The following is a 1,303-nucleotide window of genomic DNA, read 5'->3' as shown; positions in this document are numbered from 1 at the left end:
TGGTGGTGTTGAATTCCTCGTAGTCCTGCTCGTATTCGATCGGGGGAACGTCACCGATCGACGAGTGCAGACGTTGGTGATTGTACCAGTAGACCCACGAGGCCGTTTCCGTTTCTACCTCCTGGGCATCCCTCCACGTACGACGTGGATCGAAGCCGATCAGTTCGGTCTTGTAGAGCCCGATCGTTGATTCCATCATCGCGTTGTCCAAGGCGTCACCGGCCGAGCCGATCGAGCCCTGCAACCCGGCCTCGACAAGGGCATCGGTAAACGCCATAGAGGTGTACTGGGCTCCCGCGTCCGAGTGGTGGACGATGCCGGTGGCGGTGAAGTCCATCCTCGTGCGCCGACGGGAAAACAGGGCGTGCTCCAGGGCCATGAGCACCATCCGGGTGTCCATGACCGTGGTGACCACCCAGCCGAGGATCATTCGCGAATAGGCGTCGACAATGAAGGCGACGTAGCAGAAGCCCTCCCGGGTCCAGACGTAGGTGAAGTCCGCGATCCACCACTGATCCGGGTGCGACGGATACGCCCACCGCCGGTTGATCAGGTCCGGGTGCCGGCGGTGGGCCGGGGTGGCCACGGTGGTCTTCTTGCGGTGCATCCCTCGTGACACGCCTTTGATTCCGGTGATCTTCATCAGTCGTTCGACCTGGTCACGGCCAACAGTCATGCCGTCACGGATGGCGGACTTCCAGAGTTTGCGCCGGCCGTAGACCTTGCGGTTGGCCTCCCACAACCGGTAGATGCGGTGGGCGGCATAGGCCTCGTCGAGTTCAGCGTCCGAGGGGCCGAAGCCGCGGGCCTGATGGTCGTAAAAGGTGCTTGGGGCAATCGCGATGCCATGGGCAGTCAAGGTTTCGCAGATTGACTCGACCCCGAAGCGGTGGCGGTAGGTGCGGATGAACTCCACGATTACCGAAGTTTGCGGTCGAGCTCCGCCTGGGCGAAAAAAGCCGACGCCGTTTTCAAAATCTCATTGGCGCGTCGCAGCTTGGCCACTTCCTTGGCCTGCTCGTCGTAGGCGGCCTGGAGTTGCTGGTAGGACAGGGAACCGGGCTCAGGAGCTTCGGCCTGCTTTTCCTGTTTGCGGATCCAGTTGCGCAGGGTGGATTCCTTCACACCGAGAAGTTCACCGATCTCCCGGCGGGCGCCCGCCTTGGAGATGTCGCCTTCCTCGAGGCGCTCGAAGTACATGCGCACCGCGCGCTCCTGCGTGGCTGCGTCGTACTGACTGGGTCGTGCCATGCTGATCTTCCTCCTAGGGTAAAACCTAGTCTCCGACCAACCCAGGCCGCCT

The 1,303-nt window shown here is 62.0% G+C and carries 1 protein-coding gene and 1 other annotated feature; the gene reads right to left on the bottom strand.

Annotated elements, in window-relative coordinates; all coding sequences use genetic code 11:
* Positions 1-1,251 (bottom strand): IS3 family transposase gene (locus HMPREF0298_RS11220; RefSeq protein WP_157464486.1). Its coding sequence is split into 2 segments (ribosomal slippage), with 1,252 coding nucleotides annotated over them: positions 1-960 and positions 960-1,251; the frame shifts between segments, so codons are not numbered across the junction. This gene is flagged as partial in the annotation.
* Positions 830-961, bottom strand: a sequence feature (AL1L pseudoknot). (Overlaps the previous gene by 132 nt.)
* Positions 1,252-1,303: the final 52 nt, after the last annotated feature.

Origin of the sequence: Corynebacterium lipophiloflavum DSM 44291, assembly GCF_000159635.1 — a bacterium.
GTDB lineage: Bacteria > Actinomycetota > Actinomycetes > Mycobacteriales > Mycobacteriaceae > Corynebacterium > Corynebacterium lipophiloflavum.
The sequence above is the reverse complement of the archived record's forward strand: the minus strand, read 5'-3'. Positions and strand labels throughout refer to the sequence as shown.